Genomic DNA, 23,089 nt, shown 5'->3' on the forward strand with positions numbered 1-23,089 from the left:
GCTAACTTGAGAAGAATTGCGTAACATTCCCACGCACACATCTGAACATCTCCGACTGGAGGTGGACTATATGTATTACTTGGTAGTAAACGTCCCATCCCTTCGTAGGAGTAAGAATATGACCTGGTCCAAACCTGCTTACACTGATCTGCGTATCGGCTTCGAAGTCACCATGTACTTCGCCAGCCGCTAAGCCGCTGGGTAATACAACGCCTCGGTTCGCCCGGGGCGTTTTTGTTTTGAGCTTTGCTTGATGGAGCGGCCATGTTTGTCCAGATTCTAGGTTCCGCCGCTGGCGGCGGCTTCCCGCAGTGGAACTGCAACTGCGTGAACTGCGCAGGTTTTCGTGACGGCAGCCTGCGGACGCAGGCGCGGACCCAGTCGTCCATCGCCATTTCCGACGATGGCGTGAACTGGGTACTGTGCAATGCCTCACCGGATATCCGCGCGCAACTCCAGGGTTTTGCGCCGATGCAGCCCGGCCGCGCACTGCGCGACACCGGCATCAGTGCCATCATCCTGATGGACAGCCAGATCGACCACACCACCGGCCTGTTGAGCCTGCGCGAAGGTTGCCCGCACCAGGTGTGGTGCACCGACATGGTCCATGAAGACCTGAGCACCGGCTTCCCGCTGTTCACCATGCTCACCCACTGGAACGGCGGCCTGGCCTGGAACCGCATCGAGCTGGATGCCAGCTTCACCATCCCGGCCTGCCCCAACCTGCGCTTCACCCCGTTGCCCCTGCGTAGCGCCGCCCCACCGTACTCGCCGCACCGCTTCGACCCGCACCCAGGCGATAACATCGGCCTGATCGTCGAAGACCTGCGCACCGGCGGCAAACTGTTCTACGCCCCGGGCCTGGGCAAGGTCGACGCGCCGTTGCTGGAGATCATGGCCGGCAGCGATTGCCTGCTGGTGGACGGTACGATGTGGGACGACGATGAAATGCAGCGCCGTGGCGTCGGCACCCGCACCGGCCGCGAGATGGGCCACCTGGCGCAAAATGGCCCCGGCGGCATGCTCGAAGTGCTGGAGCAGTTGCCCAAGCAGCGCAAGGTGCTTATCCACATCAACAACACCAACCCGATCCTCGATGAAGATTCTCCAGAGCGCGCGGAACTGGTGCGGCGCAATGTCGAAGTCGCTTACGACGGCATGAGCATCGAACTGTAGGAGCGGGCTTGCCCGCGAAAAACCCAAGGGCACCGTGCTCATTCAGAACGCCCACGTCATCGTTAACGACCTTCGCGAGCAAGCTCGCTCCTACAGGAGACCTCTTATGACTGATAGACCGATGAACACCGCCGAATTCGAAGCCGCCTTGCGGGCCAAAGGCGCCTTCTACCATATCCATCACCCGTACCACGTGGCGATGTATGAAGGCCGTGCCACCCGCGAGCAGATCCAGGGCTGGGTCGCCAACCGTTTCTATTACCAGGTGAACATCCCGCTGAAAGACGCGGCGATCCTGGCCAACTGCCCGGACCGCGAGATCCGTCGCGAGTGGATTCAGCGCCTGCTCGACCACGATGGCGCACCGGGTGAGGACGGCGGTATCGAAGCCTGGCTGCGTTTGGGCCAAGCGGTCGGCCTCGACCCCGACCAGTTGCGCTCCCAGGAACTGGTATTGCCCGGCGTACGCTTTGCGGTAGACGCCTACGTCAACTTTGCGCGCCGCGCCAGCTGGCAGGAAGCCGCCAGCAGCTCGCTCACCGAGCTGTTCGCGCCGCAGATCCACCAGTCGCGCCTCGACAGCTGGCCGCAGCACTACCCGTGGATCGACCCCACCGGCTACGAATATTTCCGCACCCGCCTGGGCCAGGCGCGGCGCGACGTGGAGCATGGGCTGGCAATCACCTTGCAGCACTACACCACCCGAGAAGGCCAGGAGCGCATGCTGGAAATCCTCCAGTTCAAACTCGACATCCTGTGGAGCATGCTGGATGCCATGAGCATGGCCTACGAACTGAAACGCCCGCCGTATCACAGCGTGACCGAGCAGCGGGTGTGGCATAAAGGGATCACCCTATGAGCTTTGATCGCAGCAGAAAACCGACCTGGCGCCAGGGCTACCGCTACCAGTACGAACCCGCGCAAAAAGGCCATGTGTTGCTCTACCCCGAAGGCATGATCAAGCTCAACGACAGCGCCGCGCTGATTGGTGGCCTGATTGACGGTGAGCGCGACGTGGCGGCGATCATTACCGCCCTCGAAGAACAGTTCCCCGGCGTACCTGAGCTGGGTGACGACATCGAGCAATTCATGGAGGTCGCCCGTGCTGAGCACTGGATCACCCTTGCCTGAAAAACCCGCCATCGGCCTGCCGCTGTGGTTGCTCGCCGAGCTGACCTATCGCTGCCCGCTGCAATGCCCGTATTGCTCCAACCCGCTGGACTTTGCCGAGCAGGGCAAGGAGCTGAGCACCGAGCAGTGGATCAAGGTATTTCGCGAGGCCCGCGAGATGGGCGCGGCGCAGTTGGGGTTTTCCGGCGGTGAGCCGCTGGTGCGCCAGGACCTCGCCGAGTTGATCGCCGAGGCGCGCAAGCTGGGGTTCTACACCAACCTGATCACCTCAGGCATCGGCCTGACCGAGCAGAAGATCAGCGACTTCAAGAAAGCCGGCCTGGACCATATCCAGATCAGCTTCCAGGCCAGCGACGAACAGGTGAACAACCTGCTGGCCGGTTCGAAAAAAGCCTTTGCGCAAAAACTGGAAATGGCCCGCGCCGTGAAGGCGCATGGCTACCCGATGGTGCTGAACTTCGTCACCCATCGGCACAATATCGACAAGATCGACCGCATCATCGAGCTGTGTATTGCGCTGGAGGCGGATTTTGTCGAGCTTGCCACCTGCCAGTTCTATGGCTGGGCACAACTCAATCGCGTGGGTTTATTGCCGACGAAGGAACAACTGGTGCGCGCCGAACGCATCACCAACGAATACCGTGCCAAGCTCGAAGCCGAAGGCCATCCGTGCAAGCTGATCTTCGTGACACCGGACTACTACGAGGAGCGCCCGAAGGCCTGTATGAACGGCTGGGGCAGTATCTTTCTGACCGTGACGCCGGACGGCACCGCCCTGCCCTGCCACGGCGCCCGACAGATGCCGGTGCAGTTTCCCAATGTGCGCGACCACAGCATGCAGCACATCTGGTACGACTCTTTCGGGTTCAACCGCTTTCGCGGCTACGACTGGATGCCCGAGCCGTGTCGTTCGTGCGATGAAAAGGAAAAGGATTTCGGTGGCTGCCGTTGCCAGGCCTTCATGCTCACGGGGGATGCGAGCAATGCCGACCCGGTGTGCAGCAAGTCCGAGCAGCACGGCATCATCCTCAAGGCTCGGGAAGAAGCCGAGCACGCTACCCAGACCATCGAGCAACTGGCCTTTCGCAATGAGCGCAATTCACGGCTCATCGCAAAAGGCTGACGGGCTCAGCGCTTGGCGATGATGTATACGGCGTGAATGATGCCTGGGAAGTAACCGCACAAGGTCAGCAGAATATTCAGCCAGAACGCGCCAGCGAAACCCACTTGCAGGAACACACCCAGTGGCGGCAGCAGAATGGCGATGATGATACGAATGATGTCCATGGGTCAGCTCCAGAAAATCGGCTCGTGTGAGCCGTGTAGCTAATCGACCTTGGGCGTTCGTGAGGGTTCAGTGGGATCTGGCACCGGGCCATCCTTCAGGCCAGAATTTCTAACCCATGCTTTTGCACGATGCTAAGAAGTTTGAGCGCCATGCCGCTGGGTTGCTTCTCGCCAGATTCCCATTTCTTCACCGTGGAGGCGCTGGTATTCAGGTAACGAGCAAACACCGGTTGGCTGACATGGCTACTTTCACGTAGCTGCTTGATCTGTTCGGCAGGGATTTGCGCCGGGATCTTTGCAAGGCATGCCTCGTCGAACTCACGAAGAGTAGTTTTGTTGATGGCGCCAATTGCATAAAGCGCTTTGGCAGATTGGTGAACAGACTCAAGAATTTCGCTTTCATATTTTTTGGTCATGGTGCATCTCCACAAATTCCCCACTATCCAGAAGGTGTTGAACCTGTACCTCGTTTAACCCTTCATAAACCTTAGCCAGTGCTCGCAACGCGCTGAGTTCCTTATGGCTGATATTGCTTCGCCTCTGCTTGTCAAAAAGAGAGTTATAAACCCAGTAATGCCTGCCCTTGGCCAAGACAATAGATCGATGTCGGTTCTCTTTGAGGCGTTTCTTCCAGACACCACCTCCCAAATTGTCAGCTTGCCCCCTGAGCAATTGGCCGAACGCCTCCCTCAACTCCGAATCACAGATCCACGCCTTTCTGGCCGCCTCAGCAAAATTCCTGGTTTTAAACAACCTAAGCCTCATGGATATCCCTTCCCATAAACATACCACCCAGTGGTATAGATTAGAAGTGGAGCAACCCGTGCTCCGTCGACAGTCCTTATCGACGCACGCTAAAAAGCCATTGTTTTCACAGGCGATCAATCAACGCTTTCAATCCAAAAATTTCACACGCAAAAAAACGCCCCCAGCCGAAAGAATCAGGCTGGAGGCGCCGCGTATACCGCGAGACGGTTCAGGAATGTGGGTTAAACAGCGATGCCCTTGCGGCATTGCAACTGGGCGGTGCGCACCCGGGAAAAAGCGCGGGCCAGGCGCAGGAGCATTTCGTCGATGTTGCTTTTGCTCACCGTAAGCGCCGGGGTGAAGCGCAGGCAGTCAGGTTGCGGGGCGTTGAGGATCAGGCCTTCGTGCAGGGCGGCTTTTACCACTGCATCTGCAGAATCATCCGCCAACGTCAGGCCCCACATCAGGCCGTGGCCGCGCAATTGGCCCTGGTCGTAGCGGTAGGCCAGTCGGGCAAGGCCTTCGCCCAGGTAAAGGCCGGATTCACGTACGTGTTCCAGGAAGCCGTGCTCCAGCACCGTATCGAGTACCGCCTGCCCGGCCGATGCCATCAATGCGTTGCCATGATGGGTACCTTCCAGCTCACCCACGTCGAAGCAACAGGCGTTGCCGCGCGCCAGCAGCGCAGCCAATGGCACGCCGCCGCCCAGGCCTTTGCCGAGGGTGATGATGTCGGCTCGCACGCCGTATTGCTGTTCGGCAAGCAAGGTGCCGCAACGGCCAAGGCCGGTTTGTACTTCGTCGAGGATCAGCAAGATCCCCAGTTCGCGGCACAGCCGTTCAACCCCCTTGAGGTAATGCTCCGTCGCGGGGATCACACCGGCCTCGCTCTGGACCGGCTCCAGCATGATGGCGACTGTCTGTGCATCGACCGCTGCATGCAGGGCCGGCAGATCGTTGAACGGCACATGGCTGAAGCCGGGCAATTGCGGTTCAAAGCGGTTTTCCAGCGCTCCCCCCGACGCCGCCAGTGCCGCGAAACTGCGACCATGGCAACCATTGCTCGCACTGATAATGCGATAGGCCCCGCCGCGATGCAGTTGGCCCCACTTGCGCGCCAGCTTGATCGCCGCTTCGCAGGCCTCGGCGCCACTGTTGAGCAGGTAGGCCTGGTCGCTGCCGGTACGATGGCACAGGCGGTCGACAAGATTGAGTTGAGCGCGGTTATGCAGCCCCAGGCCTGGATTGATCAGGGCCTGGGTCTGGTCGGCAAGGGCTTTGATCAAGACCTGCGGGCTGTGGCCGAGGCTGTTGGCAGCGTTGCCCTGGCTGAAATCCAGGTAGGCACGCTCGTCGCTGTCCCACAGCCACGAGCCCTGGCCACGAACGAAAACCTGAGGCGGCCTCGCCACGGTGGGCATCAGCGCCTCGCTGGACAGCGTATCGGGTGAAGCCTCCAGCAGCAGGTCGTCCAGGCTGGGCACGGGGCGACGCATATTGAAGAGATTCACAGCTTGCCCCCAGTGGCAACCGGGCCTTGGTCGGTTTTCCCTGCAATCACTGTCTGCGGGTGTGTTGCCTTGCCTATGTAAACGCCATCAACATAAACGCTGTTCATTGCCCGATCCGGCCCTGTAAGCCCTGCGAATAGGCGCTAGACTAGGCGCCTCGGGGGCCACCGGCCATTTCGTTTTTCCAGCTTTTTCGATAAGCAAACCTTATGGATTTTAAGCAACTGCGTTATTTCGTCGCGGTGTATGAAGAAGGCCATGTGGGCCGTGCCGCTGAACGCCTGTCGATCTCACAGCCAGCGCTCTCACAACAGATCCGCCAGTTGGAGCGCAACCTCGATGTGAGCCTGTTCGAACGCAGCAGCAAACGCCTGCTGCCCACCCTGGCCGCCCATACGCTGTACAACCATGCCTTGCCGCTGATCGATGGCATGCAGCAAGCCGTCGAAGCCTTGCGTAACTTCAAGGGCCAGGCCATGCGCACCCTGGCCATCGGCGTGCTGCAAACCGTGCACACCAGCCTGGTCCCGCAAATGCTCGAGCGCGTGCGCAAGGCCCAGCCGCACCTGGTGGTGCAGATCTACGAATTGACCGGGATCGAGATTGAACGGCGGTTGCTTAACGGCTCGCTGGACATCGGCATCAGCTATCTGCCACCACGCCAGCCGGGGCTGCACGGTGTGTTGTTGTACGAAGATGAATTGAAGATAGTCATCCCCGAGGGCCATCCCCTGCGCGAATTCAAGAAAGTCTCGCTGAAACAGGCCGCCGAACTGCCGATGTTGTTGCTGGGGGAAGAGTTCCAGGTTCGACAGATCTGGCAGGGTCAGTTATCCAACCTCGGACGCCGGCCGCAGGTACAGGCGGAGTTGAATACCATGGTGGGGATTCTCGACAGCTTGCCTAACACCAAATTGGCCACGGTGCTGCCGGGACGCTCCCAGGACGAACACAACAGCCAGTCGCTGCTCTGGAAACCCTTGAGTGAACCCAGGGTGCCGTTAAAGGTAGGTTTGGTGTGTCGCGATGTACAGCGCCAGCAGGCAACCATGGCGCTGCTGCGCACCTTGCTGGAAGACGTGATGAATGCGCCGCAGGCCCTGCCCTGAAATTCGGCGCCTGACTTTTTCGCGGGCAAAAGAAAACCCCGCCGAAGCGGGGCTTTGCAGACTGTTTCCCTGACATCCATTTCACTCCGCCATCCTGGCAGAATCCTACGTGTCCGTGTTGTTGCTTTGCGCTTCCTGCGCGACGTCCATGTGAAGTAGATTATCCGTGGATCCAATTTGGCGATAGAGGACGATTAGCAGTACGTCATGTAAGAGAATGCTTACACGCCCTCCAAGCCGTTAGAACAGTGCCTCATCCAGCAAAAACAGTGATTCGCTACCGGCTTTTACCGACGCACTCAGCGAGTGAATACGTGGCAACAGACGCGCAAAGTAGAAGCGCGCGGTGCCCAGCTTGCTGGCGTAGAAGTCTTCCTCAGTCTCTTTGCCCAACGCGGCCTTGGCCATGCGCGCCCACATATAGGCGTAGGCCATGTAACCAAATGCATGCAAATACTCCACCGAGGCTGCGCCGATCTCGTTCGGATTGGTCCTGGCACGATCCAGCACCCAGGCGGTCAATTCGTCCAGGTTATCCACCGCTGCGCCCAGTGGCTGGGTGAACTCCGCCAATTCGGGCCCCGCCGAGGCGATGAACTGGCGAATCTCGTCGGCGAACAAGGTGTAGAACGCACCGCCGCTGCCGACGATCTTGCGCCCCATCAAATCCAGTGCCTGGATGCCGTTGGTGCCTTCGTAGATCTGGGTGATACGTACATCACGCACCAGTTGCTCCTGGCCCCACTCACGAATGTAACCGTGGCCACCAAACACTTGCTGGCCGAGCACGGTGGTTTCCAGGCCCAGGTCGCTGAGGAACGCCTTGGCGACCGGCGTCAACAAGGCCACCAGGTTATCGGCCCGCTCGCGGGCAGCGGCATCTTCACTGAACTTGGCGATGTCCAGCTGCGTCGCCACATAGGTGGAAAACGCGCGTCCGCCTTCGTTGGAGGCTTTCATGGTCAACAGCATACGGCGCACGTCGGGGTGGACGATGATCGGGTCGGCCACTTTGTCTTTGGCCTGGGCACCGGTCGGCGCACGGCTTTGCAGGCGGTCCCGCGCATATTCAATCGCGTTCTGGTAGGAGCGCTCGCCGGACGCCAGGCCCTGGATACCCACGCCAAGGCGCTCATAGTTCATCATGGTGAACATCGCCGCCAACCCACGGTTGGGTTCGCCCACCAGGTAGCCAACGGCTTCGTCGAAGTTCATCACGCAGGTGGCGGATGCCTGGATACCCATCTTGTGTTCGATGGAGCCGCAGCTCACCGGGTTGCGCGCGCCCAGGCTGCCGTCGGCGTTGACCATGAACTTCGGCACCAGGAACAGCGAAATCCCCTTGGGACCGGCCGGTGCGTCCGGCAGTTTGGCCAGCACCAGGTGAATGATGTTCTCGGTGAGGTCGTGTTCACCGCCAGTGATAAAGATCTTGGTTCCGCTGATCCTGTAGGAACCGTCTGCCTGCGGCTCGGCCTTGGTGCGGATAATCCCCAGGTCGGTACCCGCGTGTGCTTCCGTCAGGCACATGGAGCCTGCCCACTCGCCGGAATACATCTTCGGCAGGTAGATGGCCTTGAGTTCCTCGCTGGCATGGGTGTTGATCGACACGCAGGCGCCGGAGGTCAGCATCGGGTACAGGCCGAACGCCAGGCTTGACGAGTTGATCATCTCCTCGACCTGGGCCGATACCGCCTTGGGCATGCCCATGCCGCCAAACACGGGGTCGCCGCCTACGCCGACCCAGCCACCTTCAGCGTAGGTCTTGTAGGCCTGTGGATAACCATCCGGAGTAAACACCGCCGTGTTATCCCAGCGGCAGCCCTGTTCATCGCCGCCACGGCTGAGCGGGGCGATGGATTTGGCGGTGACCTTGCCGGCTTCTTCGAGGATGGCCTCTACGGTTTCGGCGTCAACGCTGTCTGCCAATGCCGGCAATTGGGCCCAAGTGGTGGCGACCTCAAAGACTTCGTTGAGGACGAAGCGCATATCACGCAGCGGCGCTTTGTAATCAGCCATGGCAAACCTCGTGAGAACGTGAAAAGTGATTCGATAGGATCGGTTTTACAGGCTCCGAGTGTACCCGAACAACTTTTCAGACACATAGGGTCCACTTGTGACTGACTGGTATTTTTAAGTCATCACAGCGCAAACGACTCCGCAGGCAGACTCATCAGGCATTCGCTGCCCGCTTCCACGGCGGCGCGGTGGGTTGCGGTACGTGGCAACAGGCGCTTGAAGTAAAAGTCGCAGGTCGCCAGCTTGGCCTTGGCGAAGTCAGTGTCATCGTGCGCAAGCGCTGCAATGGCCATCCGAAGCCACAGGTAGGCGAGGATGATGTAACCGCTGTACATCAAGTAATCCACCGCCGCTGCGCCCACCTCATCCGGGTTTTTCATCGCGGCCATACCGACCTGGGTAGTCAGCTCGCCCCATTCCTGATTCAGTTGATTAAGCTGCACCACATAGCCCTTGAGCTGCGCATGTTCGGCATTCGCCGCGCAAAACTTATGCACGATTTTGGTAAAGCCGCGCAGCAGCTTGCCCTGGCTGCCCAACACCTTGCGCCCCAGCAGGTCGAGGGCCTGGATGCCGTTGGTGCCTTCGTAGATCGGCGCAATCCGCGCATCGCGCGCCAGTTGTTCCATGCCCCACTCACGAATGTAGCCATGGCCGCCGAATATCTGCATGCCGTGGTTGGTCACCTCCAGCCCGGTGTCGGTCATAAAGGCTTTGCAGATGGGGGTGAGGAACGCCAACAGGTCTTCGGCCTCCTGGCGCTGGCCGGCGTCGCTGCAAAGGTGCGCGGTGTCGAGCAACTGCGCGGTGAAATAGGTCAGTGCGCGGTTGCCTTCGTTGAAGGCTTTCATGGTCAGCAGCATACGGCGCACATCGGGATGCACGATGATCGGGTCGGCGGCTTTCTCCGGGGCCTTGGCGCCGGTCAGCGCGCGCATTTGCAGGCGGTCGTTGGCGTACTTGATCGCGCCCTGGAAGCTCGCCTCGCCATTGCACAGGCCCTGCATGCCGGTGCCCAGGCGGGCGTGGTTCATCATGGTGAACATGCAGTTGAGGCCCTTGTTCGCCTCGCCAATCAAAAAGCCCTTGGCGCCGTCGAAGTTGAGCACGCACGTGGCCGAGGCCTTGATGCCCATCTTGTGCTCGATAGAGCCGCAGTGCACCGCATTGCGCTCAGCCGAATCCACATGGAACTTGGGCACGATAAACAACGAGATACCCTTGGTGCCCGCCGGCGCATCCGGCAGCTTGGCCAGCACCAGATGGATGATATTGGCGCTCATGTCGTGCTCACCGGCCGAGATGAAGATCTTGCTCCCGGTGATCGCGTAGCTGCCATCCGCCTGGGGCACGGCACGGGTCTTGATCAGGCCCAGGTCGGTGCCGCAATGGGCTTCGGTCAGGCACATGGTGCCGGTCCATTCGCCTGCGGTGAGTTTGCTCAGGAACGTGGCCTTCTGCTCTTCGGTGCCGTGGGCGTGGATCGCCGACATCGCGCCGTGGGTCAGGCCCGGATACATGCCCCACGAGGTGTTGCTGGAGCCGATCATCTCGCTGAGCACCAGGCCCAACGATTGCGGCAGGCCCTGGCCGCCGTAGGCCGGGTCTGCCGCCACACCGTGCCAGCCGCCCTCGACGTACTGGGCGAAGGCTTCCTTGAAGCCCTTGGGCGTCGTCACCACGCCGTTGTCGAAATGGCAGCCCTCCTCATCACCACTGCGGTTGAGTGGCGAAAGCACGTTCTCGCAGAATTTGGCACCTTCTTCCAGGATTGCACTGACCATGTCCGGACTGGCGTCCGTGGCGCCCAGGGCAGCGTAGTGGCCGTGGAAATCAAACACGTTGTCGATCAGAAAGCGCATGTCGCGCAGGGGAGCTTTGTACTCAGGCATGGCGATGTCTCCGGCAGCAGATCCTTTCAACCTACTGCCGGCCAGCGCCTCGGACAATCATTGTAGAACCGCTGAATACAGCGCCATCACTCAACCGGCAGCGCTCTGCATGCGCACCGCGCCACGGCGGGTCTGCCCGGCCGCAACCACACAGTTACGCCCCGCGCCCTTGGCGGCGTACAGCGCCTGGTCGGCGGACTTGAGCACTTCTTCCGCCGTGCGCTGGTCGATCTGGCGTTCGGCCACGCCGATGCTGACCGTCACAGACACACTCGACGCGCCGCTGCCCGCCCGGCGTTGACGGCCTTGTTGATCATCCTGGGGCCGGTCCGAATTACGCAGCTTGATGTCATAGTTGGCGACGATCTCGCGGATTTCCTCCAGGTGCGGCATGCACTCATCCAGGGTCTTGCCGGCGAACACCACGGCGAACTCTTCACCGCCGTAGCGGTAGGCACGCCCACCCCCATTGACCTTGGACAACTTGCTCGCGACCAGGCGCAGCACCTGGTCGCCCACATCGTGACCATGGGTGTCATTGAAGCGCTTGAAGTGATCGACGTCGGTCATCGCCAGCACATAGTTGCGCCCCAGCCGCTGCATGCGTTCGTTCAGGGCACGGCGCCCCGGCAGGCCGGTCAGTTCGTCGCGGAACGCCATTTGATAAGCCTCGTGGGCCACGCCGGCGGCGATCATCAGCATGACCTGGCTGCACATGATATTCAGCGTGAACGGCAGGATGAAGGTCTGCGGCAACATCCAGAACATCCCCAGCAAGCCCACCAGTTGCGCTGCATGCAGCGGGCGCGGCTGGTACCAGTATTGCGCCGCCAGGGCGAGGAAGCCGACCAGGAACATCGGGTAAGACAACTGGATCAGGCTCATCCAGGTCCCATGCAGAGCGGGCCAGCGGATCTCCGCCAGCCAGTTCAGCAGTGCCTGGGGATAACTTTGCTCCAGGGCCAGCGCCACGCTGCCGATTGCCAGCAGCACCGCACAACGGGCAACGAAGTCGCGAAACAGGTGGGTCTTCTCCTGCCACAGCGCGTAGATGCTGAACAGCAACGGCAATAACAGGCAACACAGGTGAAACACCACGGCCGCGTCTTCGCGCACGCGGCCATTGTCGCGATAGAAATCGGTCTGGGTATCGAGCAGGAAGTAGGCGATGTACACCGTGATCATCAGGAACAATTCACGCTGACGGCGATAAACCGCGCAGTACGAACCGCCCAGCAACAGCACCAGGGTCGGCAACACATTGAACAGCGAGGTGAAGAAGACGCTGAGGTCCTTGACGTACGCAGCCGAGAGCCCGGCCAGCAACAGCAGCAACGAAGGAAGAAAGTGACTGAAACGTAAAGCAGACACGCGTGACAAGGGTAAAACTCCGACCCGCAAAAAGTAGTGGCACTGTGCCTTGATGCGAACAGTTAAGCACACCCTGCCCGTCATGTATCACATTGCCATCACTGTAACGGCAGCCGGAGAAAATCCCTGAGCGCTGCACTGTGTTTTTTATCCCCCAATGAAAAAACCGCCGCTCCCAAGGGAAGCGACGGTTTCAAATGAACCCGGTAAGGCTTAGTAAGCCAGGCCGAAGTCTTCTTCTTTCATGTCCATCAGGTTACTGGCGCCCGACAGCATGGTGGCCACGTGGGTACGGGTCCGCGGCAGGATGCGCTGGAAGTAGAAGCGCGCGGTTTGCAGCTTGGCGGTGTAGAACGCTTCTTCGCTGGTACCGGCGGCGAGTTTTTCGGCAGCCAGGCGCGCCATGTCGGCCCAGAAGTAAGCCAGGCACGCGTAACCGGAGTACATCAGGTAATCCACCGAAGCGGCCCCCACCTCTTCGCGGTCTTTCATCGCGGCCATGCCGACCTTCATGGTCAACTCGCCCCACTCTTTGTTCAGCGCAGCCAGCGGTGCCACGAATTCCTTGACCGCGTCGTTGCCTTCGTTGGCCTGGCAGAACTTGTGCACGATCTTGGTGAAGCCCTTGAGCGCTTCGCCCTGGGTCATCAGCACTTTACGGCCGAGCAGGTCCAGTGCCTGGATGCCAGTGGTGCCTTCGTACAGCATGGAGATACGGCTGTCGCGAACGTTCTGCTCCATGCCCCACTCGGCGATAAAGCCGTGGCCGCCATAGATCTGCACGCCGTGGTTGGCGGATTCAAAACCGACTTCGGTCATGAACGCCTTGGCAATCGGGGTCATGAATGCCAGCAGGCCGTCGGCCTGTTTCTTGGCCTCGTCGTCGGTGCCGTACTTGACGATGTCCACTTGCTTGGCGGTGAAGTACACCATCGCACGGTTACCTTCGGCGAAGGCTTTCATGGTCAGCAGCATGCGGCGCACGTCAGGGTGCACGATGATCGGGTCAGCGGCCTTTTCCGGCGCTTTCGGGCCAGTCAGGGAACGCATCTGCAAGCGATCGCGGGCGTATTTCAGGCCGCCCTGGAAGCCGATCTCGGCGTGGGCCAGGCCTTGCAGCGCGGTGCCCAGGCGAGCGGTGTTCATAAAGGTGAACATGCAGTTCAGGCCTTTGTTCGCCGGGCCGATCAGGAAACCGGTGGCCGCGTCGAAGTTCATCACACAGGTGGCGTTACCGTGGATACCCATCTTGTGTTCCAGGGAACCACAGCTCACGGCGTTGCGCGCACCGATCGAGCCGTCGGCGTTGGGCAGGAACTTGGGCACGATGAACAGCGAGATGCCTTTGGTACCCGCCGGTGCGTCCGGCAGGCGGGCCAGCACGATGTGGACGATGTTGTCGGCCATGTCGTGTTCACCGGCCGAGATGAAGATCTTGGTACCGGAGACTTTGTAGGAACCATCGGCCTGAGGCTCGGCCTTGGTGCGCAGCATGCCCAGGTCGGTACCGCAGTGTGGCTCGGTCAGGCACATGGTGCCGGTCCACTCGCCCGACACCAGCTTGGTCAGGTAAGCCTCTTGCTGCTCGGGGGTGCCATGCTCGGAAATGGTGTTCATCGCACCATGGGACAGGCCCGGGTACATGCCCCACGACCAGTTGGCTTCGCCGACCATTTCGCTCACGGCCAGGCCCAGGGATTCCGGCAGGCCTTGGCCACCGTGCTCCACGTCGTGGGCCAGGCTTGGCCAGCCGCCTTCGACAAATTGTTTGTAGGCTTCTTTGAAACCAGCAGGGGTTTTTACGCCAGACTCACTCCAGGTGCACCCTTCGATGTCACCCACGCGGTTCAACGGTGCCAGCACTTGCTCACAAAACTTGGCGCCTTCTTCGAGAATGGCGTCAACCATGTCCGGGGTAGCGTCCTGGCAAGCCGGCAGGCTTTGATAGTGCGCTTCATAGCCGAGCAGTTCGTCACGAACGAAGCGAATATCACGCAAGGGGGCCTTGTAGTCAGGCATAGCGATAAACCTCTGCTGATGTATCTGGAATGAACAACCGCGTGGATTTGTTATGGCGGTCAAACAGGTGTTTGAAACATACGTTTACGACCTGGGGATGTCAAGCGTCGTCCAGACACCGTTTGTCATGACGCGGGTCAATGGCAGGCATGGCGAGGCCTGCGGCGGGATGCCACAAGGTGTTCAGAAGAAAATGGAGGATTGCGCAAAGGCGACCAGCCCCAGGAAGAAGCCGGTCGTACGAAAGAGGGGTTAAGCGAAGGTGTCGATCAGGGTACCGAGCATTTCGTCTGAAGCCTTGGCGACCTTGGCGCCCAACTCCACTTGAAACTTGCCTTGGGCCATTTCAACCATATTGCTCGCCGAGTTCGTCGGCTGGGCGCGGTCATTGGCTTGCAACCGGTCGCGCTGTGCGTCCGACGGCTGGGTGGTCGCGGCGCTGGCAATCCTGCCGGCGGCCTGGTCGACACGGCTCTGCCCGGCCTGAATGGTGCTCAGCCCCGAGTAAAACGCGCTGCTGCCAGAGATGTCCATGGCTTCAACCTGCCTTTAGAGAATCGTGAAGTTGAATTGAAGCAGACATACTGGCAAAAAGCCCGTTAAAAACACTAATGGCATAATGCCTTGCCGATAGCCAGAATCAGTCAAGCAGGTCCAGTTGCAGGTACTCAGCTACCGCCTCGGCGCCGGCGTGCTTGAGCTTGGGCACTCGTCCAAGGCATGGCGCGGGCAAACGCTCGGCCAGGGTGGCGAGGTTTTCTTCCAGACGAGAGGTCTTGGGGTCGATGATATTCGCCACCCAACCGGCCAAGGGCAAACCGTCCCGGGCGATGGCTTCGGCGGTGAGCAAGGCATGGCTGATGCATCCCAGGCGCACGCCCACCACCAGGATCACCGGCAGTTGCAGCGCCATGGCCAGGTCCGACAGGTTGTCCTGGTCAGCCAACGGCACACGCCAACCGCCTGCGCCTTCGATGAGGGTGAAATCCGCCTGACGCGCCAGAATCTGCTGCATGGGTTTCAACAACGACTGCACCGTCAGCGCGACGCCGGCCTCCCGCGCGGCCAGATGGGGCGCGATGGCGGGTTCGAACGCCACCGGGTTGACCTCGGCATAACTCAACGGCAATGAACATTCGGCCAGCAGCGCCAGGGCATCGGCGTTGCGCAAGCCCTTGGCCGTGACCTGGCAGCCGGAAGCCACGGGTTTTCCCGCCGCAGTACTTTTGCCGGCTAGCCGAGCGGCGTGCAACAGGCCGGCGGCGATAGTGGTCTTGCCGACATCCGTATCGGTGCCGGTGATGAAATAGGCGGCGCTCATAGGGGCTTCTCCAGGACGGCGTACACCACTTGATAAGTGGCCGGCAGTCCCTCGGCCTGACGGAACTGCTCGTAGGCGTCTACCAGTGCAACAATCCGCGCACGGCCCGTCAACCCTCCCGGGCGGCCCGGATTGAGATTGTGCGCACCGAGCGCCTTGAGCTCATGGGTCAGGCTGCGCACATCCGGATAATGCAGCACATGGGCACGTCGCTCCAGGCTGACCACGCGCAAACCGCTGGCCGCGCACAACTGCTGGTACGCCTCGAAAGTGCGGAAGCGATTGACGTGCACCAGGCCATCCGCCGCCCGCCAGCTTTCGCGCAACTCATCCAGCGTCCCGACGCACAAACTGGCGAACGCCAGCACGCCACCCGGCTGCAGCACGCGATAGGCCTCGCTGAGCACCGCCTCGAAGTTCGCACACCACTGCACCGCCAGGCTGGAGAAGAGCAGCTCGAAGCTCTCGGCTTTCAGCGGCAAGCGTTCTGCATCACCCGCGACAAAATGATGTGCGCCACCCAAAGGCCGCGCATGGTTAAGCATGCCCTCGGCAATATCCAGCGCCACACCTTGGCTGGCGGGCAACAACTCGCCCAGCACACGGCTGAAATAACCCGTGCCGCAGCCCATATCCAGCCAGTGCCGTGGCGCACACGCTGATGGCAGCCGGGCCAGCAGCCCATGCCCTACGGCGCGCTGCAACTCGGCGACGCTGTCGTAACTGGCCGCCGCACGGGAAAACGACGCCGCCACCTGACGTTTGTCCGGCAAGGCGCCCGGCAGGGAGGGATGGGATAAATCAGTCATCGACGCACTCATGCAAAAAAGCCTGGATGGCCCCCGCCACACCGTGGGGGTCTTCCAGAAGAAAAGCGTGACCAGCCTGTTCAATCAGGCCGATTTCCACATCCGGCAGCAGCGCCAGCAGGTCGCTGGCGGCTTCGGCGGGCACCAATCCATCCATACCGGCGAACAGGTGCAACTGTGGGCCGCGATAGGCCAGCAAGGCGTCGCGAGTATCCAGTTGGGCCAACAGTTCCAGGCCGGGCATCAACACGCTGGACGCTGAATGCGGCGCGCCACTGACCAGCAGGCGCGACAGCCCGCGCGGGTCTTCGGCGCCTTTGGCGCACAACAGGCCGAAGCGTTTGAGGGTGACTTGGGAATCGGCGTGACAGCCGGCCAGGAACGCATCGAACGTCGCGGCGGGCATCCCATGGGGCCAGCCGTCGTGTGCGACGAAGCACGGGTTGCTCGCCAGGGTCAGCAAGCCGCAGCAACGCTCGCCGCGCCGCGCCGCCAGTTCGGCAGCGAGCATGCCGCCCAGGGACCAGCCGCCCAGCCAGGCGTTGTCGGGCAGGGTAGCGTCGAGTTCGTCGAGCCATTCATCGAGGTCGCTGGAAGCAAGCGCCGGCAATGGCTCGACCTGCACCTGCAGGTGTGCGTCCAGGCCACGCAAGGCGGCGGCCAAAGGCTCCAGCGGCGATACGCCGAGACCCCAGCCGGGCAGCAGGATCAGTCGATCACGCATGGTCGGGCTCCGTGGCACCAGACAAGCGGAAACACTCTTCCAATGCGTTTAACAATAGCTGTACCTGCGCCTCGCTGTGGGCTGCGGTCAAGGTCACGCGCAAACGCGCGCTGCCGGCGGGTACGGTGGGCGGGCGGATCGCAGTGACCATCAGGCCCCGCTCACGCAGCATCTGCGACAGGCGCACGGCCTTGGCACTGTCGCCGATCAGGATCGGCTGGATCGGTGTAAAGCTGTCCATCAAGTCCAGGCCAAGCTGCTCGGCGCCCTGGCGAAACTGACGAATCAGGCGGTCGAGGTGCTCGCGCCGCCAATGTTCGGTGCGTAGCAGCTCCAGGCTTTTCAGGGTGGCGCAGGCCAGCGCCGGCGGTTGGCTGGTGGTGTAGATATACGGCCGGGCAAACTGGATCAGGCTTTCGATCAGGTCCTCACTGCCCGCGACAAACGCGCCCGCCGTGCCGAACGCTTTGCCCAGGGTGCCGACCAATACCGGCACGTCGTCCTGGCTCAAGCCGAAATGCTCGACGATCCCGCCGCCATTGGCGCCGAGCGGACCAAAGCCATGGGCATCATCCACCATCAACCAGGCGCCTTTGGCCCTGGCTGCACGGGCCAGTGCCGGCAGGTCGGCCAGGTCGCCGTCCATGCTGAACACACCATCGGTGACCACCAGCGTATTACCGGTGGCTTTCTCCAGGCGCTTGGCCAGGCTGATCGCGTCGTTGTGCAGGTAGCGATTGAAGCGCGCACCGGACAGCAAGCCGGCATCCAGCAGCGAGGCATGGTTGAGACGGTCTTCCAGCACCGTATCGCCCTGCCCCACCAACGCCGTGACCGCACCGAGGTTGGCCATGTAGCCGGTGGTAAACAGCAGCGCACGCGGGCGGCCAGTGAGATCGGCCAGCGCCTCCTCCAGTTCATGGTGCGGCGTGGAATGGCCCACCACCAAGTGCGAGGCACCGCCGCCCACGCCCCAATGGGACGCCCCGGCGCGCCAGGCCTCGATCACTTGCGGGTGATTGGCCAGGCCCAGGTAATCGTTATTGCAGAATGCCAGGAGGGGTTGACCGTCAACCACCACCGCCGGGCCTTGGGGGCTCTGGAGCAGCGGGCGTTGACGGTAAAGGTGTTCGGCACGGCGGGCAGCGAGGCGCGCGGAGAGATCAAAAGACATGCAGGCCTCGGGGTGGCAGGTGCAACTCGGTCAAAACATATGGGAATCAAACAACGGCGTTATAGAACTGCTCGCTGCTCTTCTGCTCCACCAACGCCTGTTCGATGGCCGCCTGGTGCACTTCATCCGCATGCTCTTCACGGGCTTCCGGCAGGATGCCCAGGCGCGAGAACAGTTGCATGTCCTTGTCGGCCTGAGGGTTGGCGGTGGTCAGCAGTTTGTCGCCGTAGAAGATCGAGTTGGCACCGGCAAAGAACGCCAGGGCCTGCATCTGCTCGTTCATCGCTTCGCGCCCCGCCGACAGGCGCACATGGGATTGCGGCATCAGGATGCGCGCCACGGCCAGCATGCGGATGAAATCGAACGGGTCGATGTCCTCGGCATTTTCCAACGGTGTGCCGGCGACTTTCACCAGCATGTTGATCGGCACCGACTCCGGATGCTCCGGCAGGTTGGCCAACTGGATCAGCAGGTTGGCGCGGTCATCAAGGGACTCGCCCATGCCAAGGATGCCGCCGGAGCAGATCTTCATCCCCGACTCACGCACATAGGCCAGGGTTTGCAGGCGCTCGCTGTAGGTACGGGTGGTGATGATACTGCCGTAGAACTCCGGCGACGTATCCAGGTTGTGGTTGTAGTAATCCAGGCCGGCCTGGGCCAGGGCTGCCGTCTGGTCCTGGTCGAGACGGCCGAGGGTCATGCAGGTTTCCAGGCCCATGGCCTTCACGCCTTTGACCATCTGCAGCACATAAGGCATGTCTTTGGCCGACGGGTGTTTCCAGGCGGCGCCCATGCAGAAACGGGTCGAACCGATGGCCTTGGCGCGAGCGGCCTCTTCGAGGACCTTCTGCACCTCCATCAGCTTTTCTTTTTCCAGGCCCGTGTTGTAGTGGCCCGACTGCGGACAATATTTGCAATCTTCCGGGCAGGCACCGGTCTTGATCGACAGCAGGGTCGACACCTGTACACGGTTGGCATCGAAATGCGCGCGGTGCACGGTCTGCGCCTGGAACAACAGGTCATTGAACGGCTGCACGAACAACGCTTTGACTTCGGCTAAGGACCAATCGTGACGCAAGGTGGCGGTGGTGCTGGCGCTCATGGGCGATTCCTTGATTATGCTTTGGCAAGCGCTGCGGGAAGGGGCAATACCCACAGACACGACACGGATGCTCGGCATATTTAAGGAAGATTCATGCACTGTCAACCAAGCTACAAACACGAAGTTTACATCTGGTCAAAAAACATACAGACATGTTTAATCTGCGACGAGACGACTGAAACCGCCGACTGTGTCTGCAACGTCTGCGAAACCGAGCTGCCCTGGCTGATGGAGCATTGCGAAATCTGCGCCCTGCCTTTGGCGATGGACGGCCTGGTCTGCGGCCAGTGCCTGAGACAACCGCCCGCCTTTAAACACGTGATCGCCCCCTGGACCTACAGCTTTCCGGTGGACACCCTGATCAGTCGCTTCAAGCACCAGGCACGCTGGCCCCTCGGGCATATGCTGGGGCGCTTGCTGGGGCACTACTTGCAACATCGCTTCGACAACCACTCACTCACCCGCCCGGACATGCTGCTGCCAGTGCCCATGGCCCGCAGGCGCCTGCGTGAACGGGGCTATAACCAGGCGCTGATGCTGGCGCGCTGGCTCAGCGTCGACCTCGACCTTCCCCACGATGAACATCTATTGCTACGCCCTTATGAAACCGTCGCGCAGCAAGCCCTCGACGCCAAGACGCGCAAGCGCAACCTGCTCAACGCCTTCGCCCTGGCCCCGGGTGCCGAGGTGCGCGGCCGCCACCTGGCACTGGTGGACGACGTGCTCACCACCGGCGCCACCGCCCACAGCCTGGCGCGGTTATTGATCAACGCCGGCGCGCGACAGGTAGACGTGTACTGCCTGGCCCGCACGCCAAAGCCTGGCACTTGACTCTCATGCCTCGCGGCCGCAACGTCCGCTCATCCCACCACAGCGAATGCCCATGTCCCTACCGACGCTGCTCAGCCAACATATTGTCCGCCGCCCCCAGCGTATCGCCCTGCTGGGGCATATCGCCGAGCAGGGCTCCATCACCCGCGCCGCCAAAAGTGCGGGCTTGAGCTACAAGGCCGCCTGGGACGCCATCGACGAGCTGAACAACCTGGCGCAAAAACCCTTGGTCGAACGCAGTGTCGGCGGCAAGGGCGGCGGCGGCGCCAAACTCACGGCCGAGGGTGAACGGGTGTTGCGCCTCTACCAGCGCCTGCAAGTGTTGCAGGCCGAAGTGCTCGGCTCGGACGAGGCCGCCAGCGACTTCAACCTGCTCGGCCGCTTGATGCTGCGCACCAGCGCCCGTAACCAGTTGCATGGTCAGGTCATTGCGATTGAACAGCGTGGCCGCAACGACCTGATTCACTTGCAGCTCGCCGGAGGGCTGACCCTGGCGGCGCAAATCACCCATGACAGTACGCAACGGCTGGAGCTGGAAGTCGGCGTGGAAGTCGTTGCGCTGATCAAGGCCGGCTGGCTGGAATTGCTGGCGCCCGACAAACCTGCAACACCTGGACACAATTGCATGAGCGGGACCGTAGACGCGATTCTCGCCGCCGAGGACGGCCCCAGCGAAGTGCGCATCGCCCTGCCCAATGGCCAGGTTTTATGCGCCTTGGCGCAGCCCGCCGCGCTCGAGGCCCTGGGCGCCGCCGCTGGCAGGACGCTCCAAGTGCAATTTGCCGCCAGCAATGTGCTGCTCGGCACGCCGGTCTGAGCCGAGTAGCTCTTCAAACTGCAACAATTTCGTCACGCCCGCTCCTTATGGTGTCTGCAAAAACCGCAGGGAGCCTGACATGAACCTATTAGAAGAAAACCAAGCCACCGACCTCGAACAGATGGTCGGCCTTACCCGCCGCCGCTTCATCGGTGCCGGCGCCCTGTGCGGTGCGGCGATGTTCCTCGGTGGCAACCTGCTGAGCCGCAGCGCCCTGGCCGTCAACGCCGCCTCCGCCAGCCCGCTGCTGGGCTTTACCAGCATCGCTGCGGCCACCAGCGACACCATCACCCTGCCGCCGGGCTACAGCGCTTCGGTGCTGATCAGCTGGGGCCAGCCGCTGCACAAGAGCGCGCCGGCCTTCGACCCGTCCGGCAACGGCACCGCCAAAGCCCAGGAACAACAGTTCGGCGACAACAACGACGGCATGAGCCTGTTCGCCTTCCCCGGCGACGACAACCGCGCGCTGATGGCAATCAACAACGAATACACCAACTACCGCTACCTCTTCGCCCACGGCGGCGCGCCGCAATCGGCCGAAGACGTGCACAAGGCCCAGGCCAGTGAAGGTGTGTCGGTGATCGAAGTGCGGCGCAAGGGCGATACCTGGCAGTTCGTCCAGGACTCGCGCTACAACCGGCGCATCCACGGCAACTCGCCGATCCGCCTGAGCGGCCCCGCCGCCGGCCACGAATGGTTGAAAACCAGCGCCGACAAGTCCGGCAAAAAAGCCCTCGGCACCTTCCAGAACTGCGCCAACGGCCAGACCCCATGGGGCACTTACCTGACCTGCGAAGAGAACTTCACCGACTGCTTTGGCAGCAGCAACCCCCAGCAAGCGTTCGATGCCGGGCAGAAACGCTACGGCGTGGTGGCCGCCAGCAAAGAGATCAACTGGCACCTGCACGACCCGCGCTTCGACCTGGCCAAGAACCCCAATGAACTCAACCGCCACGGCTGGGTCGTGGAAATCGACCCGTTCGACCCGCAATCCACCCCGGCAAAACGCACCGCCCTGGGCCGCTTCAAGCACGAGAACGCCGCCCTGGCGCAAACGCGTGACGGCCGCGCCGTGGTGTACATGGGCGACGACGAGCGCGGCGAGTTCATCTACAAGTTCGTCAGTCGCGACAAGATCAACCACAAGAGCCCCAAGGCCAACAAAGACCTGCTCGACCACGGCACCTTGTACGTGGCTATCTTCGATGCGGGCGATGGCAACGCCGATCATCCGAAGGGCAAAGGGCAATGGGTCGAGCTGACCCATGGCAAAAACGGCATCGACGCCAGCACCGGCTTCGCCAGCCAGGCCGAAGTGCTGATCCACGCGCGCCTGGCCGCCAGTGTGGTCAAAGCCACGCGCATGGACCGCCCGGAATGGATCGTGGTCAGCCCCACCGACGGCCAGGTCTACTGCACCCTGACCAACAACGCCAAGCGCGGCGAAGACGGCCAACCGGTGGGCGGGCCCAACCCGCGTGAGAAAAACGTCTACGGCCAGATCCTGCGCTGGAAGGCCAACGCCGATGACCATGGCGCCGCGGACTTCAGCTGGGACCTGTTTGTAGTGGCCGGCAACCCTGGCGTGCACGCCGGCAAGCCCAAGGGCGGATCGTCCAACATCAACCCGCAGAACATGTTCAACAGCCCCGATGGCCTGGGTTTCGACAAGGCCGGGCGCCTGTGGATCCTCACCGACGGCGACTACAGCAACGCGGGCGACTTCGCCGGCATGGGCAACAACCAGATGCTCTGCGCCGACCCGGCGACCGGCGAAATCCGCCGCTTCATGGTTGGGCCGGTGGCCTGTGAAGTGACGGGGATCAGCTTTTCGCCGGATCAGAAAACCCTGTTTGTGGGGATCCAGCACCCGGGTGAAACCGGGGGTTCGACCTGGCCGGAGCATCTGCCGAACGGCAAGCCGCGCTCCTCGGTGATGGCGATTCGGCGGGATGATGGCGGGATTGTCGGTGCCTGATAGACCGCCCCACTGTAGGAGCGGGCTTGCCCGCGAAGATCGTCAACGATAACGCAGCGGAACCTGACACT

Annotated in this window: 23 protein-coding genes; 9 read left to right on the forward strand and 14 right to left on the reverse strand. The window is 61.5% G+C overall.

Going from position 1 to position 23,089, the window contains the following annotated elements:
* Window positions 1–118 precede the first annotated feature (118 nt).
* The 5 genes from pqqA to pqqE all read left to right on the forward strand — a co-directional run bounded on the left by pqqA (window position 119) and on the right by pqqE (window position 3,430).
* Window positions 119–193, forward strand: a complete 75-nt coding sequence (gene pqqA / locus BLW22_RS26990) for a pyrroloquinoline quinone precursor peptide PqqA (protein WP_003194766.1) — start codon at window positions 119–121, stop codon at window positions 191–193.
* A 71-nt stretch (window positions 194–264) separates the two neighbouring features.
* Window positions 265–1,176 (forward strand): pyrroloquinoline quinone biosynthesis protein PqqB, encoded by a 912-nt coding sequence (gene pqqB / locus BLW22_RS26995; RefSeq protein ID WP_027605933.1) that lies wholly within the window; start codon window positions 265–267, stop codon window positions 1,174–1,176.
* A 106-nt stretch (window positions 1,177–1,282) separates the two neighbouring features.
* Window positions 1,283–2,035 carry a pyrroloquinoline-quinone synthase PqqC gene (gene pqqC, locus BLW22_RS27005; RefSeq protein WP_065925403.1) on the forward strand — a complete coding sequence of 251 codons (753 nt, stop codon included), beginning with the start codon at window positions 1,283–1,285 and terminating at the stop codon, window positions 2,033–2,035.
* Window positions 2,032–2,307, forward strand: coding sequence for a pyrroloquinoline quinone biosynthesis peptide chaperone PqqD (gene pqqD / locus BLW22_RS27010; RefSeq protein ID WP_065925404.1), 276 nt, complete (start codon window positions 2,032–2,034; stop codon window positions 2,305–2,307). Before pqqC ends, pqqD begins: the two co-directional genes overlap by 4 nt.
* Window positions 2,300–3,430 carry a pyrroloquinoline quinone biosynthesis protein PqqE gene (gene pqqE / locus BLW22_RS27015; RefSeq protein WP_065938222.1) on the forward strand — a complete coding sequence of 377 codons (1,131 nt, stop codon included), beginning with the start codon at window positions 2,300–2,302 and terminating at the stop codon, window positions 3,428–3,430. The genes pqqD and pqqE overlap by 8 nt, the downstream gene beginning before the upstream one ends.
* A 5-nt stretch (window positions 3,431–3,435) precedes the next feature.
* On the opposite strand, the gene BLW22_RS27020 is transcribed toward pqqE, so the two are convergent.
* The 4 genes from BLW22_RS27020 to BLW22_RS27035 form a co-directional block, all read right to left on the reverse strand.
* Window positions 3,436–3,594 carry a YqaE/Pmp3 family membrane protein gene (locus tag BLW22_RS27020; RefSeq protein WP_010207008.1) on the reverse strand — a complete coding sequence of 53 codons (159 nt, stop codon included), beginning with the start codon at window positions 3,592–3,594 and terminating at the stop codon, window positions 3,436–3,438.
* 95 nt (window positions 3,595–3,689) lie between these two features.
* Complete coding sequence (locus BLW22_RS27025) at window positions 3,690–4,010, reverse strand: helix-turn-helix domain-containing protein (protein ID WP_065925406.1); 321 nt, start codon at window positions 4,008–4,010, stop codon at window positions 3,690–3,692.
* Entirely contained in the window at window positions 3,994–4,359 is a 366-nt protein-coding gene (locus BLW22_RS27030; protein ID WP_074847776.1) for a type II toxin-antitoxin system RelE/ParE family toxin, read from the reverse strand. Before BLW22_RS27030 ends, BLW22_RS27025 begins: the two co-directional genes overlap by 17 nt.
* A gap of 224 nt (window positions 4,360–4,583) precedes the next feature.
* The gene (locus BLW22_RS27035) at window positions 4,584–5,852 is read right to left on the reverse strand and encodes an aspartate aminotransferase family protein (protein ID WP_074847777.1); all 1,269 of its coding nucleotides are present in this window, start codon (window positions 5,850–5,852) and stop codon (window positions 4,584–4,586) included.
* Window positions 5,853–6,061: 209 nt separating this feature from the next.
* Here BLW22_RS27035 and BLW22_RS27040 point away from each other — a divergent pair, with 209 nt between their 5' ends.
* Entirely contained in the window at window positions 6,062–6,961 is a 900-nt protein-coding gene (locus BLW22_RS27040) for a LysR family transcriptional regulator (protein WP_065947466.1), read from the forward strand.
* Window positions 6,962–7,201: 240 nt separating this feature from the next.
* On the opposite strand, the gene BLW22_RS27045 is transcribed toward BLW22_RS27040, so the two are convergent.
* The 10 genes from BLW22_RS27045 to bioB all read right to left on the reverse strand — a co-directional run bounded on the left by BLW22_RS27045 (window position 7,202) and on the right by bioB (window position 19,392).
* The gene (locus BLW22_RS27045) at window positions 7,202–8,980 is read right to left on the reverse strand and encodes an acyl-CoA dehydrogenase C-terminal domain-containing protein (protein WP_065925409.1); all 1,779 of its coding nucleotides are present in this window, start codon (window positions 8,978–8,980) and stop codon (window positions 7,202–7,204) included.
* Window positions 8,981–9,102: 122 nt separating this feature from the next.
* Window positions 9,103–10,872 (reverse strand): acyl-CoA dehydrogenase C-terminal domain-containing protein, encoded by a 1,770-nt coding sequence (locus BLW22_RS27050; protein WP_065947467.1) that lies wholly within the window; start codon window positions 10,870–10,872, stop codon window positions 9,103–9,105.
* A 90-nt stretch (window positions 10,873–10,962) separates the two neighbouring features.
* Entirely contained in the window at window positions 10,963–12,252 is a 1,290-nt protein-coding gene (locus BLW22_RS27055; RefSeq protein ID WP_065925411.1) for a GGDEF domain-containing protein, read from the reverse strand.
* A 204-nt stretch (window positions 12,253–12,456) separates the two neighbouring features.
* Window positions 12,457–14,262: a phenylacyl-CoA dehydrogenase gene (locus BLW22_RS27060; protein WP_027605944.1), complete on the reverse strand. Its 1,806-nt coding sequence runs from the start codon at window positions 14,260–14,262 to the stop codon at window positions 12,457–12,459.
* Window positions 14,263–14,514: 252 nt separating this feature from the next.
* Window positions 14,515–14,796, reverse strand: coding sequence for a pyrroloquinoline quinone biosynthesis protein PqqE (locus BLW22_RS27070; RefSeq protein ID WP_065925412.1), 282 nt, complete (start codon window positions 14,794–14,796; stop codon window positions 14,515–14,517).
* A gap of 106 nt (window positions 14,797–14,902) precedes the next feature.
* Window positions 14,903–15,583, reverse strand: coding sequence for a dethiobiotin synthase (gene bioD, locus BLW22_RS27075; protein WP_065925413.1), 681 nt, complete (start codon window positions 15,581–15,583; stop codon window positions 14,903–14,905).
* The gene (gene bioC / locus BLW22_RS27080; RefSeq protein ID WP_065925414.1) at window positions 15,580–16,392 is read right to left on the reverse strand and encodes a malonyl-ACP O-methyltransferase BioC; all 813 of its coding nucleotides are present in this window, start codon (window positions 16,390–16,392) and stop codon (window positions 15,580–15,582) included. The genes bioD and bioC overlap by 4 nt, the downstream gene beginning before the upstream one ends.
* Window positions 16,385–17,116 (reverse strand): alpha/beta fold hydrolase, encoded by a 732-nt coding sequence (locus tag BLW22_RS27085; RefSeq protein WP_074847778.1) that lies wholly within the window; start codon window positions 17,114–17,116, stop codon window positions 16,385–16,387. The genes bioC and BLW22_RS27085 overlap by 8 nt, the downstream gene beginning before the upstream one ends.
* Window positions 17,109–18,290 (reverse strand): 8-amino-7-oxononanoate synthase, encoded by a 1,182-nt coding sequence (gene bioF, locus BLW22_RS27090; protein WP_065925416.1) that lies wholly within the window; start codon window positions 18,288–18,290, stop codon window positions 17,109–17,111. The genes BLW22_RS27085 and bioF overlap by 8 nt, the downstream gene beginning before the upstream one ends.
* A gap of 46 nt (window positions 18,291–18,336) precedes the next feature.
* The gene (gene bioB, locus BLW22_RS27095) at window positions 18,337–19,392 is read right to left on the reverse strand and encodes a biotin synthase BioB (RefSeq protein ID WP_065925417.1); all 1,056 of its coding nucleotides are present in this window, start codon (window positions 19,390–19,392) and stop codon (window positions 18,337–18,339) included.
* Window positions 19,393–19,485: 93 nt separating this feature from the next.
* On the opposite strand from bioB, the gene BLW22_RS27100 reads away from it, so the two are divergent.
* From BLW22_RS27100 to BLW22_RS27110, 3 genes are all read left to right on the forward strand, one after another.
* Window positions 19,486–20,223 (forward strand): ComF family protein, encoded by a 738-nt coding sequence (locus BLW22_RS27100; RefSeq protein WP_065925418.1) that lies wholly within the window; start codon window positions 19,486–19,488, stop codon window positions 20,221–20,223.
* A gap of 52 nt (window positions 20,224–20,275) precedes the next feature.
* Window positions 20,276–21,040 (forward strand): TOBE domain-containing protein, encoded by a 765-nt coding sequence (locus tag BLW22_RS27105; RefSeq protein WP_065925419.1) that lies wholly within the window; start codon window positions 20,276–20,278, stop codon window positions 21,038–21,040.
* A gap of 79 nt (window positions 21,041–21,119) precedes the next feature.
* Window positions 21,120–23,018, forward strand: coding sequence for a PhoX family protein (locus tag BLW22_RS27110; protein WP_065947470.1), 1,899 nt, complete (start codon window positions 21,120–21,122; stop codon window positions 23,016–23,018).
* The last annotated feature ends 71 nt before the right edge of the window (window positions 23,019–23,089 follow it).

Origin of the sequence: Pseudomonas marginalis, assembly GCF_900105325.1 — a bacterium.
In the GTDB taxonomy this organism is placed as follows: domain Bacteria; phylum Pseudomonadota; class Gammaproteobacteria; order Pseudomonadales; family Pseudomonadaceae; genus Aquipseudomonas; species Aquipseudomonas marginalis.